This is a genomic window from Mucilaginibacter sp. KACC 22773 (assembly GCF_028736215.1).
Classification (GTDB): Bacteria; Bacteroidota; Bacteroidia; order Sphingobacteriales; family Sphingobacteriaceae; genus Mucilaginibacter.
On record NZ_CP117883.1, the window covers coordinates 809193 to 824827 of the forward strand.

The 15635-nt window shown below is 43.2% G+C and carries 13 protein-coding genes; 4 read left to right on the top strand and 9 right to left on the bottom strand.

The window, feature by feature from the left end; all coding sequences use genetic code 11:
• Nucleotides 1–297: 297 nt before the first annotated feature.
• Nucleotides 298–4440: an NACHT domain-containing protein gene (locus tag PQ469_RS03460; protein ID WP_274211743.1), complete on the bottom strand. Its 4143-nt coding sequence runs from the start codon at nucleotides 4438–4440 to the stop codon at nucleotides 298–300.
• A 485-nt stretch (nucleotides 4441–4925) separates the two neighbouring features.
• Between PQ469_RS03460 and PQ469_RS03465 the strand changes: the two genes are divergently transcribed.
• A complete protein-coding gene (locus PQ469_RS03465) occupies nucleotides 4926–5132 on the top strand; it encodes a hypothetical protein (protein WP_090642664.1) in 207 nt (68 codons plus the stop codon).
• Nucleotides 5122–5277 (top strand): hypothetical protein, encoded by a 156-nt coding sequence (locus PQ469_RS03470; RefSeq protein ID WP_274211744.1) that lies wholly within the window; start codon nucleotides 5122–5124, stop codon nucleotides 5275–5277. Before PQ469_RS03465 ends, PQ469_RS03470 begins: the two co-directional genes overlap by 11 nt.
• Before the next feature lie 7 nt (nucleotides 5278–5284).
• On the opposite strand, the gene PQ469_RS03475 is transcribed toward PQ469_RS03470, so the two are convergent.
• From PQ469_RS03475 to PQ469_RS03495, 5 genes are all read right to left on the bottom strand, one after another.
• Nucleotides 5285–6043 (bottom strand): nucleotidyl transferase AbiEii/AbiGii toxin family protein, encoded by a 759-nt coding sequence (locus PQ469_RS03475; protein ID WP_274211745.1) that lies wholly within the window; start codon nucleotides 6041–6043, stop codon nucleotides 5285–5287.
• Nucleotides 6040–6327 (bottom strand): DUF6922 domain-containing protein, encoded by a 288-nt coding sequence (locus tag PQ469_RS03480; protein WP_274211746.1) that lies wholly within the window; start codon nucleotides 6325–6327, stop codon nucleotides 6040–6042. Before PQ469_RS03480 ends, PQ469_RS03475 begins: the two co-directional genes overlap by 4 nt.
• Before the next feature lie 1072 nt (nucleotides 6328–7399).
• A complete protein-coding gene (locus PQ469_RS03485; RefSeq protein WP_274211747.1) occupies nucleotides 7400–8275 on the bottom strand; it encodes an SMP-30/gluconolactonase/LRE family protein in 876 nt (291 codons plus the stop codon).
• A 9-nt stretch (nucleotides 8276–8284) separates the two neighbouring features.
• Nucleotides 8285–9055, bottom strand: a complete 771-nt coding sequence (locus PQ469_RS03490; protein ID WP_274211748.1) for an SDR family NAD(P)-dependent oxidoreductase — start codon at nucleotides 9053–9055, stop codon at nucleotides 8285–8287.
• A gap of 9 nt (nucleotides 9056–9064) precedes the next feature.
• Complete coding sequence (locus PQ469_RS03495) at nucleotides 9065–10780, bottom strand: IlvD/Edd family dehydratase (protein WP_274211749.1); 1716 nt, start codon at nucleotides 10778–10780, stop codon at nucleotides 9065–9067.
• A gap of 332 nt (nucleotides 10781–11112) precedes the next feature.
• Here PQ469_RS03495 and PQ469_RS03500 point away from each other — a divergent pair, with 332 nt between their 5' ends.
• Together PQ469_RS03500 and PQ469_RS03505 are read left to right on the top strand one after the other, a co-directional pair.
• On the top strand, nucleotides 11113–12048 hold the full coding sequence (locus tag PQ469_RS03500; protein ID WP_274211750.1) for a ring-cleaving dioxygenase: 936 nt from the start codon (nucleotides 11113–11115) through the stop codon (nucleotides 12046–12048).
• A 2-nt stretch (nucleotides 12049–12050) separates the two neighbouring features.
• Nucleotides 12051–12674 (top strand): alpha/beta hydrolase, encoded by a 624-nt coding sequence (locus tag PQ469_RS03505; protein WP_274211751.1) that lies wholly within the window; start codon nucleotides 12051–12053, stop codon nucleotides 12672–12674.
• A gap of 84 nt (nucleotides 12675–12758) precedes the next feature.
• Here PQ469_RS03505 and PQ469_RS03510 read toward each other — a convergent pair whose 3' ends face one another.
• The 3 genes from PQ469_RS03510 to PQ469_RS03520 form a co-directional block, all read right to left on the bottom strand.
• A complete protein-coding gene (locus PQ469_RS03510; protein ID WP_274211752.1) occupies nucleotides 12759–13919 on the bottom strand; it encodes a M20 aminoacylase family protein in 1161 nt (386 codons plus the stop codon).
• A gap of 23 nt (nucleotides 13920–13942) precedes the next feature.
• On the bottom strand, nucleotides 13943–14545 hold the full coding sequence (locus PQ469_RS03515; RefSeq protein WP_274211753.1) for a DUF1684 domain-containing protein: 603 nt from the start codon (nucleotides 14543–14545) through the stop codon (nucleotides 13943–13945).
• A gap of 82 nt (nucleotides 14546–14627) precedes the next feature.
• Nucleotides 14628–15230: a hypothetical protein gene (locus tag PQ469_RS03520; RefSeq protein WP_274211754.1), complete on the bottom strand. Its 603-nt coding sequence runs from the start codon at nucleotides 15228–15230 to the stop codon at nucleotides 14628–14630.
• Nucleotides 15231–15635 lie beyond the last annotated feature (405 nt).

Here is a 15635-nt window from a genome sequence, read left to right on the forward strand (position 1 = left end):
GGCTGTGCATGGTGGCTATGCATGGCGTATACTTAGCATGCGGACCACAAGGGCCCTTGCGGTAGCGAGGGAAGATCTAACTATAAAGAACTTTCAAACTATAAATTACTAAGATTTTTTAGTAGACACCTATTAGATAATTGATAATAAATAGATAACTATCGTTAAATATGTAACTGATTTGCTTCGAGGGAATAAATAGTTGATAATCTGTTTTACTGAGGATCTTTAGTAAAGGTTATATTGAATAACCAAAAGAGAGCAAGGGTTTGTATCTCATTTGGTTTGTAGCATAGTTTATGCAATTTGCTCTTTCAATAATTGCCGTATGAATGATACTGAAAAACCAGCTTGCTGACTTTCCCGAAATTGATCTATTGCTCTTTCCGCGTGCCATAAAAGATGAGCTGACTGCACCGGAAAATCAGATAAAAATTGCTCCGCGGTTCGATGCATAAAATCTTCCACCAGCAGCAAATCATCCTCTCCTTTCTTTGAGAAGCCGAACAATAGTTCTATAATAAACTGTTTAGGTGATTCCCAAAATTGATTATGATCAAACGCAGGATCAACAAGCATATGAGCAACCGCTTTTAATCGATTTAAAGCGGTCAAGGTATCCACTTGCCATATTATGGTTGAATGCTGTATATGAAGTGGTGCAACACTTCGTTTTTCCAATTCAGTTATGATATAATCAAAACCTTCTATGACTCCGCTGTTTGATAGCTGTTGAGCTAAGTCCATTTTACGTTCTGGTGAGGTATTAATGTAATTAATCGCAGGTAACATTAATTGGGTTACCTCATTAGGAAAATCAGCACGTAAAAGTTTAATTAAATGAATAAAAACGTAATCGTTATAATCTTTAAAATCGACTAGATAATCCAATAAATTACGCTTATCCCCATCAAGTGCAACATATACATCAATTGCCTGGTATTGAAAATAATGGTCAAAACGATCGATCAATATTATATCCAAAATCGTTGTTACCGATTCGTACAATTTCAAATATTTGCAAAATCCAATATGAGAGGCCAAAACATTATCATGGCTAATTTCCAATCTAAGATGGGCAATAATACGTTCGGCGAGTAATGCTGGTCGGTCAGCAAAATGTTCCAGCAATAATTCAGAAAGTGAAGTACGTTTGTTAAGCTGGTCGTGTTCAACACCGCGTATTCCACCTATTTCCATCCAAGTCATTTCTAACAAGATTTCATCAGGAGTTTTAAAACTGTGCTTTTTCCAGATTTCACAAAGCTGATATTCCATTCGTTTCCTCATTGGTTGACCAGACTCATCGAAGTAATAGGCATTTTCAAATACAGCATGGCTTATATGTTCATTATAATATTCTTCTAAAATTGTAAGTAAAATAGAATCATCTGAGAGCCCCTTAAATTCATAGTGTAGCAATTTTTCCGCCCGCCAATAGAAAAAATCTTTCGGCCCCCCCAATAGCCTAAGAACTTCGCTAAGATAAATTCGCTGCTCTTCTTCCCTGCTTCTTCGGAGATAGCTCTGGACAAAATAAGAATCAACATCAATAAGGTTGGGTTTATCTTCAGGCTCTAAATAAAGCTCGTCCTCCTCAATTTCCTGCCTTCCAAAAGCCTGAAAATATTTAACAATCCCCTCACGAAACGCATCTACTGACTGAATATAACGTTGGTCATTTAATTTGCGACTTTCCTCTGCGCGATGCCAAAGATTTGCGGGCGAGTTTTCATTTATCGGCTCTTTTCCAAATGTATCATCAGTTAAGGTTTGCAATTCTTTCGCTTCAGTGTGCTTTCTGCGATAATAAAGACCACCGATAAATGACCTTAAATCATCCTTCGTGAGCCTTTTGTTATTTACATAATCGATAAGTAATGAAAAACAATCAGGTGTAATCAGGTCGGCTAATTCCCAGCTATAAAGCCTCTGCCGATCCAGATCAAGATATATTATTAAAGCCTCCCTATTAGTACCGGTTTCAAAAAAGAATCGGTCAATATTTCTAAATTCTTCCTTAAGATGATTACGGCCAAGAGCCAGTACAAATTTTACAATATCTGCTAGTATGGAAGAATCTTTATAATAACAATCTATAGCAATATTAGTCAACCGGTTCAAAAATCGTGTGGTTTCGCTGGCTTTATACTGATAAAATTCCTGCCAGCCACTTTCTGAAAGTTCCCCAAACAGCTTCTTTAAATTTTTAGGATCTTTAGTTGAAAGCAAAAAATCCTGCAAATCTAGCTCAGACCCAAAATGATTGGTATCCTTATTGTGTAAATACAAAACTTTGAGCCCTTCCAGTCCGAAATCATAATAACGGTCTACCTCTTCATGAGCAGTCAGATATTTGTAAACGCCATCACGATACTCCTGTAATTGAAGCATATCTTTTCGGCTAAATATTAATTCAGTAAATTCCGCAGAACCCAAACGTTGTAAACCCATATGATCCATTAGGAGTTCAGCATAGTATGGGTTTAAAAGTGATTGCAACTGGTTAAAAGCAATTTCTCCATACTCAATAGTTTGTCGCCTGCTTAATCTAATATTAGATAGTGTTCGACAAACCGTGACTTTAAGTGCCTCGGGAATATCATTTTGCAGAAGTTCAAATAAATAAGAAATGATTGCAGCATCATTGCGAGAAAATGCACCCAGCATAGTGTCACTTGCCAATATTGGCCTTGCACTCATTCGAATGTATTTTTCAAATATTTTGCGAAATACGTCAAGCCTGAATTCGGTACTGAACTTGCTACCGTCACTAACAGTAAGTAATTCAATATTATCTTGCTCTATCAATTGGATAACGGCTTCACGGCCTGGGTCTTCTTCAGGTAGTAGCGATATATAAGAAGCTAAGGTTTGCACCCATTTAAGACGTATTTTTCGAAGTTTTTTACCGATAGAGACAATTCCCACAATGGTATCTGTAGGATAGTCCTTAAGCGCTAATGCCGCTAATTGTTCTTGATATATTGCATTACTAAACGACCAGAATCGATCCTCTATGGACAGTATGGAGCCGGCTTGTAACAATTCTAAGTCAGCTGGTTCAAATAATTGCTGGAGAGTTTCATAGTGCAAGGCGTTAGTACCGGAAAGTTGTAACGCCAGCGCGAATTGACGGATTAGTCTTTTATAACGATCCCGGCGCTGGTCTAGGTCAACTCCTGCTGACAAACGGCGTTGTGCTGACGTATCTAAAGACTCAGTGATAAAACGATTAACAACATCGATCTTGCTACCAGGCATAGATGATACTCCTTCTGAGTACCATTTTACTAAATTCAAAAGGTAGAATGGATAGGCTAAAAATGGCTCTAAATCCAGTCGCCTGATCCCTTTATAAAATTCATCTGTTCTGCTACCTAAATGTTGCTGAAGATATTCATTGGTTTGACGCATATTAAGCGGCTCAAGCTCGTAAAATCGTATACCTGTAAGGCGTTTAGGAAGTTCATATTGATTGTAAAATAGTTTGCGGCATGCAAATAATAAACGTATATGGCTGTAGCGGCGAACAAAAACATTGAGATTATTTACTACATCAATGAAACGGTCTCCGGGAACTTCATCTAAACCATCGATAATAATTACTAACTGCTGGGACGGAATAGATAACCAACCATCAAATGTATTTTCCAGTAAAGATTCAATAGGCTCAATAGCCGTATTTTTTAAACGAATTAAAAGTGGAACAAGGCGGGATTCGCTTTGTGTCAGCTCATAAGCAGTTTGATCTAAAAGAATCGATTTCCCTTCATAAGCGTCGGCTATCAGACATATTTGAGTTGTTGATGCTACAGGGTCAGATAACAGTTCCATGAGTGTAAATGTATCTTGAGGCTCTCTTATGCCATATGGATTTTTGGGTGCTCCCCACGTTGCTGAAAGGCTCACTTTTCGGGGAATAAAGTTAGGGTAAGGATTGTACTCTATAAGTTGAGCATTTGGTGGCAGACAATGACGACGTGCAACTTCGAGACTAAAATAGCGTTGGACGAGCCGAAACTGTTTGCGCAGTTCTTGTTCAAGAAAATGCACATCCCATACAAACCAATCAATTTCCAACTGGTTGCTCAGCAACTGTTTTTGCTTATCAATAAATAATTGAATTTCTTCTGTTTGCAGATTGCATGTAGTAGCTAAAATAAACTGGCATGGCTTTTCCCACTGAGGCTCTTTAGTAAACTTTTCAAGTAGTGTTTCCAGTTTATTTGTGTTTAATTTTTCATGCTTGCACTGAAGATAAATTGGTTGGTTTGTATCCGGATTGGTGTCCCGTATATCTATTCCGCGCTGTTTATTGCCGGGCCTAAGGTATTTTTCGAAAAAAGGCTTTTTAAAAAAGTCTTGAGCAAGGTAAACGGTTAGAGTTTCAAAATCTTCCCAGCTGATAAAATCCCAGTCAAGTAGCGTTTTTTCCATGTAGCAAACCGTGATAAGTAACGGTATGTAAATTTTGCTAAAAATTTTGGATATGGCAATTGTTCGCCTGGAGAAATATTCGGTAACGAAATGGCCTTAAATTATTACATTATCTACAAAAAACCATTTACTTGCCAATCAATTGCTAAGGCTTCACGCTTAAGTTTGTTACTTCGCTAAATTCGTTAGGAACCCCGAAGCTGGCGCACACATCTCACATGTGCCTCACACGCAAATCACAATTTTGTTGTAACCCCCAACCCCTCAATTCCCGCAACCCCCGTTAGCGATTGAAACGGATACCGGCCAGGTGGCTAAGGCCTGTGTAGTATGAGTGTAAAGCGCGGGCCGCAGGCAACGGCGGGAAAAGACGTTAAGAATCAAGACGGATATGTGATATTCTGTAAGTGGGGCTGGGGAAATAAGTGCTTTTTATATTCTTGTTATATAAGTAACAGCAGTAATAATATTGTATTTTTGTTATTATGAAGTTTGTATTGGAAGTTAAAGAAAGTAAGGCAGCTGCGCTATTGGCGTTACTTAACGATTTGCCTTACGTAAAGACAAAACCCCTTACGCCTTATAAAGCTAAAGTATTGGAAGGCGTTAAAGAGGCCGTTGACGAATTGAACCTGGTTTTGGCAGGTAAGTTAGAAGCCCGTAACGCCGATGATTTGCTAAATGAGTTATAGGGTAAAATTTATTCCTAAGTTTGAAAAGGAGTTAAAGCGACTGGCAAAAAAGTACCCATCGCTTAAGGCCGACTTTTCATTATTACTCACCACTCTTAAAAAAAAACCTACCCAGGGAACTGCATTTGGTAATGAGTGCGAATAATGTGTTATCACGAGGGTTGTGCGCTTGGAAAGTCCTTATCTATACTCCTAAAATATGCTCTGACTTTGCGCCTCCAGCTACTTCTTGCTACTGCCCAATTCTTTCCTCCCTCAATAAAGTCGACACGAGGATTGGAGTGGCCAGGCCGCGAAGAACTGCCTTTCATCGGCTCTTCAAACTTTAATAACAAATCCGGATTATCGATGGGACTAAACTCGCCATCCTGATCGAAAATATTTTGATGCTCTTGTTGATTGTAAGTTTGTTGCCTGGTTTTAAGTAAAGCCATCAATTCGTCGAGTACTATATGATCTGTAAGATAATCCAAATCATAGATATCTTTATGATTAGCTCTATTGGAAGCACTCATTAATTTTAATGACGCAATGTCATATACATTCATCAACTTGACGCCATTAATAATTTCAGGTTCGAGATGCGTTTGCATATTCTGCAGTATTTCTACCTTAATAGCCGTTTCGCCTTTACGGACAAAAAAACGTTGAAATAAAAGCTGGTCATCTTCATCACATGGATAGTCTATAGCGAAAACGTCATTACCGTAAAAAGCAATTACTTCTTCTTTGATAAGCTCATAACCCCGTTTTCCAATGATGCCTGGAAAGAATAGATCTATATCGTAGGATCTGCGATGACCGTAACGAATTGCCAGGTTCGTTCCACCACCCAGGCTGCTTGAAGATAGGGAAGGAAGTTGTTGAAGTTCAAGAATAGTTTCAAGTAGGCTATCGGAAACGGCTTTCATTTAGAAAAACGGGCGAATTGTTTAACGTGATAACGTCTTGCAACTAAGCGACAAATTTGATTACTAACCCTTTCCTTTGTGGTTTTTAGTTCGCGAGCGATAACTGCTTTGGGATAAAGCACTTCAAGTTTAGCAATATCATTTGTAAATGTTAATGGCGTGGTTGCCATTAATGCTCTTGGAATAATGAGATCGCGATCATTATCAATGTCGAGGCATGACATATCCACATCCCAAAACAGATGCTTTGGAAATAGTTCATCTATATGGATATTTCTTATCATGGTATACAAATATACAAATCTATTGAGCTATTTTAATAATAGCGTTATGCCAGTAATTCAATTAAAGTTTAGCTAAATTGCTATGTTTACGTACGGTTAACCCGAAGCAGGCGCACACATCTCATATGTGCCTCACACGCAAATCACAAATCTTGTTGTGGACTCTAACCCCGAAGCTGGCGCACACATCTCACATGTGCCTCACACGCAAATCACAATTTTGTTGTAACCCCCAACCCCTCAATTCCCGCAACCCCCGTTAGCGATTGAAACGGATACCGGCCAGGCGGCTAAGGCCTGTGTAGTATGAGTGTAAAGCGCGGGCCGCAGGCAACGGCGGGAAAAGACGTTAAGAATCAAGAGTCAAGAATCAAGACAAAAATGTTCGGTAGGTAAGGATGCAATTATTTTCTTTGTTTTCGGGTGGTAGAAGAGTTCGTTAATAGCTTCCTTCGTCAGCATGACAAGTCATTGTGCAGGCGTACCACCCTGAGCCTGTAGAAGGGTTGCGTGGAGAGGCCTTTGCCCGCGATGGTTCGACAGGCTCACCATGACAGCCCATTATACAACATGGTTGGTGAAATTTTATCACTCAAAAACATGGTCCGGCGTTTACCCGTGCGCTTTTTGATTCACTGATTTAATCATTTACCATAATAAACCATTATTTCGGTACTTTGCTTTTTGATCACCAGTCACCCTTTGCGCCACCACTTGTGCAATATTTCCAATCCGGAATTTTTCCCGGGTTAAAAATATTAACCATTGGTAGTGTACCACCCCGTACCAGGGTGTACCAGGGTGTTTCAGGGCGTTTCACCCCGTGTCAGGGCGTGTCACCCTGTTTCATCCCGTACCGGTACACACACTTGCAATTAATCCCATTCGTACCCCATCGGGTAAATATTACGGTACCGGGCGAGGGGCGAAAAAGAATTTTATACAATTTGCACTACAGCATATCACGGAGTGCAAATTGCATCAGATTTATCCTCACCGCTGCGGATAGCCCATAGCCTGTTCGTTTGTACAAATCGCTTATTTTTTTAAAACGTTTTTAGCGTGTTTCAAATCATTTGCTTTTGTACTCAAAAGCCCTCGCCCCCTGGTATCCGCAATCGTTCCAAACAAACAGCATGCCTGCAAGTGGCTGCTGCATCAGTTCGTTGGCAGTAAGGCCTTTTTGGGCGGTGGTGATGTACAGGTCGCTTAGGTTGGGGCCGCCAAATGTGCAGGAGGTTACATTGGCTACGGGGAGGGGCAGGGTAAATAATTTGGTTGCGGTGCGCGGGTTCCAGCGGCTTACCTGCCAGCCGTTCCAGTGGGCAATCCACAGCATGCCTTCGGTATCAATGGTCATGCCATCGGGGTAACCATCTTTTTCGTTGATAGTGATCACCGTTTTTTTGTTGGAGATGGTGCCGCTGTGTACATCAAAATCATAAGCCACCACGTTCATGGTCGGTGTATCGATATAGTAAAAAGTTTTGTGGTCGGGGCTCCATGCCATTCCGTTGGATATGGTGGTACCATGTATTTTGGGCGTGATTTGCAGGTTGCCATCCAGCATATACAAATTCCCGGCGTTCGGGGTTTCGTCAACAGCCATGGATCCAATCCAGAACCTGCCGGCCGGGTCGCACTTGCCATCGTTAAAACGATTTTGCGGGAGGTGAGCTTCGGGGTGAGCAAAAAATGCCGGTTGACCGCTTTCGCGGTTTACTATGGCCAGGCCGTTTTTTAATGCGGCAAGTAATTGCCCATCGTTGCAAATAGTTACCGCGCCAACCATCTGCTTAACATCAATGGTTCTGAAATTCTTGTTTTCGGGATTGTATTCGTGGATATGGCCGCCCATAATATCAACCCAGTATAAAATGTTACTGCGCCAATCCCAAACGGGCCCTTCGCCCAAAAAGCTGGCGTGGTTAACTGCTACTTGTACCATTGTGTTGTGTTATTTAATGCCATCGGGCAAAGTACTTACCGATGTCCAGCCGCCATCAACAATTAAACTTTGGCCGGTAATGTGTTTGGCCTCGTCGGATACTAAAAACAGTGCCGTGTTGGCAATGTCGGTAACATAAGCCGGCCGGCCCATGGGGGTAATGTTCGACCATACCCGTTCATAGTCCGCTTCTTCCATAGTACGTTCGGTTAAGGTAGCGCCCGGCGCAACGGTATTTACATTGATGCGGTACTGCGAAAGTTCGATGACCAGGTTTTTGGCCAGCATCTCCAAAGCGGCTTTGGTCATGGCATAGGCGGCAAGGCTTTTGAGCGCCTGGTGCCCCACTACCGACGAGGTAAAAAGTATTGCCCCGCCATTGGCCTGCGCCTTCATCTGTTTGGCTGCCGCCTGCGCCAGGAAAAATGAGCCGCCAAGGTTTACATCCAATACTTTGGAGAATGCTTCTTTGGTGTAGGCAAAAAAATCGCCATATAAGGTAATGCCGGCATTGGCTATCGCAATATCCAGTCGGCCGTATTGCTTTATCGCAGTATCTACCATGGTATTGATGAAACCCACGTCGCTTGAATCGCCGGGCATGGCCAAACAACTTTCCGGGTGGTTTTGGTTGATCAGGTCTTCCGCTTTTTTTGCTAAACCGATATCTATATCATTCAATATTACGGTAGCGCCTTTTTGGGCCAGCATGCGGCAAATTTCGAACCCTATGCCCTGGCCTGCACCGGTAACTATGGCTACTTTATTTTTAAAACTCATGATATAAACTTAATGTGAATCCCTTAAAACCTTACTGCCCGAACCACCTACCAGGAAATCCATATCGGCCCCCAGGTGTGCCTGCTGCACATGATCAAGATACAGTTTTACATAACCACGATTGGTAACCGGATCCGGATGGACGTATTGTCGTTTTCGTTCGGCAAACTCTTCGGTGCTGATAGCTACATTTAACGTGCGGTTGGGCACATCAAGCGTAATCAGGTCGCCGGTTTTTATCAGGGCAAAATTGCCGCCTGCCGCTGCCTCTGGTGATACGTGCAATACCACGGTGCCAAAGCCGGTTCCGCTCATGCGTCCGTCGGATATGCGCACCATATCTGTAATTCCCTTTTCCAATAGCTTTTTAGGGATGCCCATATTGCCAACCTCGGGCATACCGGGATAGCCTTTCGGCCCTACATTTTTTAATACCAAAATGCTGCTTTCATCAACCTCCAGTTCGTCGGTATCAATACGGGCTTTAAAATCTTCAATGTTTTCAAACACTACGGCTTTGCCTGTATGCTGCATTAAATGCCCGCTGGCCGCCGATGGCTTGATAACCGCGCCCGACTCGCACAGGTTACCTGTCAAAATAGCCAGGCCGGTGGCTGTATTAAAGGGCGCATCAACCGTGGTAATAACGTTGCTGTTATAACCCACGGCATTGCTGTAATTATCGGCAATGGTTTTACCGTTTACCGTGATGGCATCCCGGTGAAGTATGCCATCCAGTGCCTTTAAAACAACAGGCAGGCCGCCGGCATAAAACAAATCTTCCATAAAGTATTGGCCCGAAGGCTGCAGGTTGGCTATTAGAGGGATGTTTTTAGATAAGGGATCAAAATCCTTCAGTTCGAGCGGTACGCCAATGCGGCCGGCAATTGCCAGCAAATGGATCACAAAATTGGTTGATCCGCCTATGGCGGCATTGGTTATGATGGCGTTTTCAAAAGCCTGCCGGGTAAGTATATCCGAAAGTTTCAAATCTTCCTTTACCATCTCCACAATGCGTAAGCCCGATAGCTGAGCCAACACTTTCCGCCTGGAATCGGCAGCAGGGATGGCTGCGTTGCCCGGCAGCGAAAGGCCCAATGACTCAACCATACAAGCCATGGATGAAGCTGTGCCCATAACCGCGCAATGCCCCTGGCTACGGCACATGGCCGCCTCGATGGTGAGCAATTCCTCTTCCATGATTTTGCCCGAGCGTACATCATCATGATAGCGCCAAACGTCGCTGGTACCTATTTGTTTGCCGCGGTGGTTGCCGGTAAGCATCGGCCCGCCACTTACCACGATGGTGGGGATATTTACGCTGCAGGCACCCATTACCAACGATGGTGTTGTTTTATCGCAGCCGCAAAGTAATACTACCCCGTCCAATGGGTTGGCGCGGATAGATTCTTCCACATCCATACTTGCCAGGTTTCTATAAAGCATAGCCGTGGGCTTCATTAAAGTTTCGCCAAGCGACATTACCGGGAACTCGACCGGGAAACCGCCCGCCTCTAAAATGCCCCGTTTTACCGATTCGGCAAGCTCGCGAAAATGAGCGTTACAGGGGGTAAGCTCGCTCCATGTATTGCAGATGCCTATTACCGGCTTGCCTTGAAATTCATAGTCGGGAATGCCTTGGTTTTTCATCCAGGCGCGGTAAATAAAGCCATCCTTGCCTTTACGGCCAAACCATGCCCTGCTTCGTAGTTCTTGTTGGTCCATTGGTTGATATAGTTTTGCAGCCCGGGGGCATTTACAATTGGTGTTGAACAAATATAACCGCAAAATTTAATTATGGGTGCGCATTCGTTTGTTGTTTTTTTCTTTTGTAGACGCATAATTGCGTCTACCGCGTTTAGGCTTAAGATTTGCAGGGTTGCCAAAATGCAGATTCGAACTTGCATGTTTTTAATATCCTGCGGGAGACGCAATTATGCGTCTCTACGGAAAAAAATGCGTGCCTTTTTATTTCTTGTTGTAGGTCAAGTTTCCCCGGCGAATAGCGCCTTACTTTTGATGTAAATAAAACAGCAACACATAAAATAATCAACATCATGGAAAATACAGTAAACGGCATTCACCACATTACAGCAATAGCAGGCAATGCCAAACGCAATTATAATTTTTATGCCAACGTACTTGGTTTACGCCTGGTTAAAAAAACAGTAAACTTCGACGATCCTGAAACTTACCATTTATATTATGGCGATAAAGAAGGTACGCCTGGTACTATCCTTACATTTTTCCCCTGGGAAGGTATTACTGCTGGCCGCAGGGGCGCACGCCAGGCTACCGAAATTGGTTACTCGGTTCCTGAAGGCAGTTTTGATTTTTGGCTAAAACGTTTTGATGCCAACAATATCATCTACAATAAAGTATCTGAAAAATTTGGCGAACCATACCTTACCGTTTTAGACCCCGACGGTTTAAAATTGGAATTGATAGCTTCAAAAACTGCCGATAACCGCTTGCCATGGGAAACAGCCGATGTAAAGGCCGAAAATGCTACCAAAGGGTTCCACAGTGTAACTATCACTACCAACAAAATGCAGCCTACTGCCGATATTTTAACCGGCGTATTTGGCTACCGCTTGCTGGAGCAGCATGTAAACCGTTACCGCTTTATTACCGATGCGGTTGAAAACGCAGCCATTGTTGACCTGGTTGAGGTTGCCGGCGAAGTTGCCGGCCATGTGGCCGGCGGATCGGTTCACCACGTAGCGTTTAGGGTTAAAAACGAGGAAGTATTGATGCAATACCGCGAAAAAATTGCCGCCCTTGGCTTGCACACTACCGATAAAATAGACAGGAACTATTTTTACTCGCTGTACTTCCGCGAACCGGGCGGTGTATTGTTTGAATTGGCTACCGATAATCCCGGTTTTGCTGTTGACGAACCGGTTGACGAATTGGGTACCCATTTAAAATTGCCTGCACAACACGAAAGGTTCCGCAGCACTTTAGAGAAAACATTACCTCAATTATATTGATCATGTACACACATCAAAAAAATTATATAACCACAGGCGCCCCGGCAACCGAAGCCGGGGCAGCTCTGGTCATGATTCACGGTCGCGGCGGCACCGCCCAAAACATTGCCAGCCTGGCCGATAGCTTAAATGTGCAGGGCATGGCTATTTGCGCCCCACAGGCCACTAACAATAGCTGGTACCCCTATAGCTTTATGGCAGGCGATAAAATGAACCAGCCGGCTTTAAACTCGGCCCTGGATACGATAGACCAGTTGGTGCAACAGATTAAAGCTGATGGCATCCCCGAAGAGAAAATTTATTTCCTCGGTTTTTCGCAGGGTGCCTGTTTAACGCTGGATTATATTACCCGCCATGCCAAAACATACGGCGGTGCTGTAGCGTTCACCGGCGGCCTGATAGGTGATGGCCTCGATCTTAACAATTACCAGGGTAACTTTAACGGAACACCCATACTGATCACCACCGGTAACCCCGACCCGCATGTACCTTTAACAAGGGTTGAGGAAAGTGTTGCCATCATCAAAAACCTTGGTGCCGATGTAACCCTTAAAGTATATCCTGGCAGGCCCCATACCATAACTCAACAGGAGATTGACCTGGCCAACCAGCTTGTGTTTAAATAATTAGCGATAGTGAATAGCCACGTTAAACTTCCGCGTTTTAATACGCCGGAAGTTTAACGTGGCATGGCTATAATCAAGCTTTATCTATGCAATTAATACCGATTCGGCCAGTGCTTTAAAATATTTAGCGCCGTAAATTAAAGCTTCGTCATTAAAATCATAAGCCGGATGATGCAGCGGCATCGACTTTTCGCCATTGCCAATCAAAGCAAAATTGCCGGGAACATGCTTTAAAAACCGCGCGAAATCTTCAGATACGGTTACCGGTTTAATGTTGCTATCAATATTATCTGACTCAAATACGGTGGCAGCTGCTTGTAACGCAGCTTTTGTGCATTGCTCATCGTTAATAAGCGGGATAAATTCGTGGGTGTATTTTACGTCGACGATGCAATCATAAGCCAGGGCGGTACCGACTGCCAACCGCCTCATTTCGGTTTGGATAGTATGGCTCACTTCGGGCAAAAAGCTGCGGGCGTCGCCTTTTAATATTGCCTGGCCGGGCAAAGCATTGCGGGTACCATTGGTAATAAACTCGGTGACAGATACAACGGCTATATCGGCAGGGCTTATCCGCCGGGAAACGATAGTTTGCAAATCCATCACCAGCGAACTTGCGGCTACCAAAACTTCGCGCCCCGCATGCGGGCGGGATGCATGGCCGCCAATGCCGGTTAACGTAATTTCAAAAAGGTCTTCGGCACCCATAAGCGGCCCTGCGCAGGTAGCAAAATGGCCTATGGGCAAGCCCGGCCAATTGTGGAGGCCATAAACAGCATCAAACGGAAAGCGTTGAAGCAGGCCATTGTTAAGCATGGCCAGCGCCCCCTGGCCCCATTCTTCGGCTGGTTGAAAAATGAAATATATGGTGCCGTTAAACGTGCTTTCGGTTGCCAGCCATTTGGCAGCGCCTAAAAGCATGCTGGTATGCCCATCGTGACCGCAGGCATGCATTACGTCATCGTTCTTTGATTTGTATGGATAATTGCCTTGCTCGGTTATGCGTAGCGCATCCATATCGGCACGCAACGCTATGGATGTTGTACCGATGCCTTTTTTTAGCGTTCCAACTACACCGGTGCCGCCTATGCCTTCGGTTACTTCATCCATGCCAAATTCGCGTAGTTTGGCGGCTATGAAAGCGGCGGTTTGTTTTTCTTCAAAACCAAATTCGGGGTGTTGGTGTAATTCCTGTCGCCAGGAACACATCTCTGCACGTAAAGCTTGCATATTTAAGCTGCTCATTTTTTGATGTGGATGAAAGCAGGTTAATGATTGGTGCCGCCCGCAAACTGCTTTTCGCCGGCTTTTACGGCAATACTCAGCTTGTTTTCGCCGGGCGGTTTGGGGCAGGAGTAATTGGGGCTGAATGCGCAATATGGGTTATAAGCCTTGTTAAAATCAACAATAAGACTGCCTTCCTTAAAATCGGTTGTTTTGAGATCGATGTACCGGCCGCCGCCATAAGTTTCCTGCCCGTTGGTGTCATCAGTAAAAGGCAAAAACAAATAATTGCTGAACATTGGATTTTGCGACAGGTAGATGCTTTTGTAAACCGTAAGTTCCATCGGTTTGCCCTGCAATGTGAATTTCAGCAGGGCATATTTAACGTACTGGCTGCCTGTACCATGAAAAACGGGCATTATAAAATTGGTTTCGTTGCTCAGCAGTGTTATTTTACAGGTAACCCTGTAAGTACTGTCGGCATCGTAAAAGCGCAGGTTTTTGAGGTCATCCTTTTTTAAGGGCGAATGAGTGTCCGTTAAAAAATCGTTCATATAGCCCTGGCGAAACTGATCTATTTGCGCTTTATAGTCCTGCGCAAAACAGTTAAAGCCGGTCATTAATATCAGGATCAGGAGGTATCTCATAAGTTTTATAACTATTGCCTTATTAGTTGATGGCAATATATAAATTACAAAACTTAATGCCGAATGAAACGAACGATACTGTTTAATTATTAAGCGATAATGCCTGGCTGTAATCCCGGCTTATCGCTCTTTGTTTATCAGCAGCTATCTCGTTTTGCAGCGTTTTGCTGGTAAAAATGGCAACACCCAGGTCGGCCTTATACTGGTACCGTAACGAAAGGGTTAACAGGCTCGAATTCCAGTTATAAATATCCGAATAGTTATCGGGCCTGTCAGTAAACTGGCCATACATGCTGATGAATTTTTGTAAAACTTTATATGCATCTGTCATTTTAAAAAACAGGTAAATGTTCACAATTTTATCCCTATAGGCACGGATGCCCACCATATCAAGGTTTAAACTATCGCCCAGGTCCAACACATTTGGGTCAGTGTAGGCATATCTTAAGCAACTGTCGGCGTCAGCACGGCTATCGCCATCAAGGTAGGATAAGTTGGCAGCCTGGAGGTCTTTGATATCAGAGCCTAAAACAACATTGTTGCCGGGTCCGTTATTTAATGTTAAGTACGATATGGAGCCTGTTTTAAGCGCCTGGGCATTTGCCATAAACCACTGACTGCTAATAATGACAAACAGCGCTATTTTAATCCCTGAAATAGCCCTATGGTAAATTCTTTTTTCCATATCTCTCCACCTTGCATAATGTTGGAGAGACAAGTTTAATACCGAACTTTAATCGGTATTTATTTTTATTAACTTTTGATTAATTAATAAACTTATTTATAAAAAATGAAATAAACAGGCGTTTTTCTGTTCATTTGCCTTGTTTGGTTTTTTGTACACTGGTTTACAGTGGGTTAAATACTGTACAAAATAATATTCAGCACCTATTTAACCGCCCGTTGATAAATGATGTGCCGGCCGCCGCTATTGGGTTCTGTCTGTTGGGGTCATGGGTAAAAGCAGAAACAAATAATTGCTGAATATTGGATTTTGCGACAGGTAAATGCTTTTGTAAACCGGGGAGTTCCATCGGCTTGCCGGTAGCGTGAATTTCAGTAAGATATATTTAAGGCAATACATGCCTTA